Below are 2,837 nucleotides of genomic sequence, written 5' to 3'. Positions count from 1 at the left end.
GCCTTGCTGAGAAAACAGGCGCCCTCGTCTAATTGGACAAACTATTATTGCCTCGTCCCTAACTATTGTTTGACATCACGGGAGCGTCCATATATGTCCCGTCTATGCGCGGAGTTTAACTTTTCTTTTTAGTTATTCCAGAGCAACGGAGAAAAAACGTGAGTTAGCTTGTTCTTCTATCTTCGCTCTGGCGCCATCAATTAGCGGATTATCAGTAAAAATGAAATTTCGTCGATTAACTTCAGTGCTCAACGGGCTTAGGTCTAAATCCACAAATTGATTGTGGGATAGATCAAGATGTTCAACAGATGGCACCTGGGTTAGGTCAATACTGTCTAAATCGCTATGATTGATAGTCAGGTTCCTGACAGAGGATACACCACTTAAATCCACACTACTTTTGCCACAGCCGGAAATTGAAAGATGCTCTAATTGGGCAATATTAAAGTTTTCCATTGAACAGCTTCGATCTGATGCTTTGCCAATATGCAAATGTTTGGGGCCAGCTTCGGAGTTGATATAAGCTCTGCCAACTTCATTTATTAGGGTAACGATCTCAATGCTTTCGGGTAGTTGCCAACTAATATCGATGGCGGAGTCATTCAATGTAATCCGTTTTAGTGCGGAAAATTTGCTGAAGTCTCCAATCGCTCGTGCAAAGAAATAATTCGTAAATACCACTTCTGCCAAGGAGTCTTCCAGATATTCCATTGCCAATAATTCGGGATCGAATCTTCCTCCCTCAATAGCGTTAAGCTCGAGCCGCCAAAGATTGCTCTCTGGTTTATCGCCGAGGGGGTATAATGAATGTACGTTTGCATTTGCCTTAAGTTGTTCAAGTTGGGTGCCATATGCTATTTCGGCTACCGCCACTGCAGTAAGTTCCATTCGAATTAATTGGTTATAAGGTTCTAAGTCTAAATAGGGCGGGGCATTGTTAATACTGCCGATGAATGAGGTAAGTTGCGTAGCCCTGACAAAATCTGCGTATTCCAATGTGCCAGAATATTGGCTTAACGATTCTGGGTTTAAGTTTGTAGGTGGAGGGCCATATATATCGACATCTACTGGAAAGGCTTCTGGGTCAAAGGTCACATCGGTAAGGGCTTGTTCAAACTCAGCATAATTAAGGCCAAAATATTCACCTGCCTGCTCAATCGTACCTTCTAGCGTTGCATCTGCCTTAACGCTTTTGCCGCCCGCGTAAACTTTAGATAATTTTTCAAGTCCGCTTAAGTTGAGATCCGTGACAAGCGTTCCTGCGATGTCGAGTTCTTCCAGTTCTGCATTGTTGCTCAGGTCCAGACTGCCGATAAAGCTCGAGTTTAAGTCGAGATTTTTTAGCTTTGCGAGCGTGCTTACATCAATTTCGGAGTAATAGTGCCCTGTAAGACTGAGTTTCTCCAGCTCAGTAAACCATTCTATACCCGCTGTGTTGACGATGCCTTGTAAGTCGTCAACTTCGGATTGGGAGGTAAGAGCATCCTGAATTCTCAAAGCCTCTTGAAAGCGGTAACGAAAGCCGTAAAAGTCACATTCAAGTTCAGTTACCTCCCCCAATGTTTGCCATCCGTTTTCCTTCGCAGCTGCGTCAACGCAGGTTTGCAGGATCGGATCTTCTAATGCAATGTCACTGATTTTGGTGTTGAGTTCATATTGCGTTGGCGGGGCTTTGCCACCTCCACACGAAGAGGCCATTACGGCAAGCAGTAGTATTGATACGCGTCGGTTTGCTAAGTTGGGCATAAATTCTTCCTTAAATCATCGTTAGGATTTTTGCGCACCGAGTGTACCATCGCAAAACCTATACGACTCAACGCGTTTAATAAGTCGTGAACCTGTTCCCTGGGTACCGAGAATGTAAGTTTGTTTACTGTAAATGATTATTCTGATAACAGAAGTAAAGTTGATTGCATTTTAATAGCTCCAATCATATGGAGGCGGGATAGTGGCTTCTTCTGCACAGCTCGCACCACTAGTTCCATTGTCCATGAAACCATAAAGGTGGTTTGTGTTTTGCCTTGGCGAACTTGTAAGGACGCACACTCAAATTTCTAATGCGCTTAAGGCTGCCTGGTTATATAGCTTATGGATCTAGAATTGAAATATCAGCCAAACCGGGGTACCCAAATCATATCCGCTGTTTTTTGATCAAGATGTAGAGTGGCTGGCCCTTTAAGTCAATTTAGGTATGGTTAACGATGACACATTAGCCATACCGTTTATCAGAGTGTTTGGGTGTCACGTATTATGTTATTTTTTAACTCCTATTCAGAAGCAACTAACGCCTCGCTTATCAGGTTTTGGATGTCCTATCTTTTTTTTGTTGGGGTAAAGTGGCGAAGCCCCCCCCAAAAAAACGGAGCGTAGACAAAAACGTCAACAGGACAAACTTGTTGAGTTTTTTACGAAGACCAGACATTTATAATATCTCTAGTATAAATTGAGTCTGGGTCTTCCTCGTCTTGGTGAAGATAGCCATTGTCTTCCAATATTTCTTTTTCGATTAGTGTTTCCACCAGCTCATCAGTTTTGTCAGGAAATCTAAATGCCTCATTACGACTCCCCCTTTTGAATGGCCAGTCATCGTTGGTATCCGACACAAACTGAATTTCATCTCCTTGGTTATTGAGGAGATACCAAGTCACGATGGCTGACTGAGCTACATTCCCGGCTAACTCACGCATTTTTGAACCATTAAGATGAGAAAAGGAAATCATCTCTTTTTTAGTCTGATTCACAAGAATATATTCAACGCCCATAACTTTCCTGAAACTTAACGCCGTTGCAGCTATTGGTTAGGTTGTATTTCCCGCCGGACTACAATGCTACTTCCA

Annotated in this window: 2 protein-coding genes; both read right to left on the bottom strand. The window is 42.9% G+C overall.

The window, feature by feature from the left end; all coding sequences use genetic code 11:
- Nucleotides 1-132: 132 nt before the first annotated feature.
- Nucleotides 133-1,746: a hypothetical protein gene (locus AC3A8L_RS20980; protein ID WP_487964229.1), complete on the bottom strand. Its 1,614-nt coding sequence runs from the start codon at nt 1,744-1,746 to the stop codon at nt 133-135.
- Nucleotides 1,747-2,405: 659 nt separating this feature from the next.
- Entirely contained in the window at nt 2,406-2,762 is a 357-nt protein-coding gene (locus AC3A8L_RS20975; protein WP_487964228.1) for a hypothetical protein, read from the bottom strand.
- Nucleotides 2,763-2,837 lie beyond the last annotated feature (75 nt).

It is taken from the genome of Marinagarivorans sp. (genome assembly GCF_982758155.1).
The sequence above is the reverse complement of the archived record's forward strand: the minus strand, read 5'-3'. Positions and strand labels throughout refer to the sequence as shown.

What these genes read in the sequence shown, in the direction of transcription:
- AC3A8L_RS20975 (WP_487964228.1), bottom strand. Translation starts at nt 2,762, where the DNA reads ATGGGCGTTGAATATATTCTTGTGAATCAGACTAAAAAAGAGATGATT.
- AC3A8L_RS20980 (WP_487964229.1), bottom strand. Translation starts at nt 1,746, where the DNA reads ATGCCCAACTTAGCAAACCGACGCGTATCAATACTACTGCTTGCCGTA.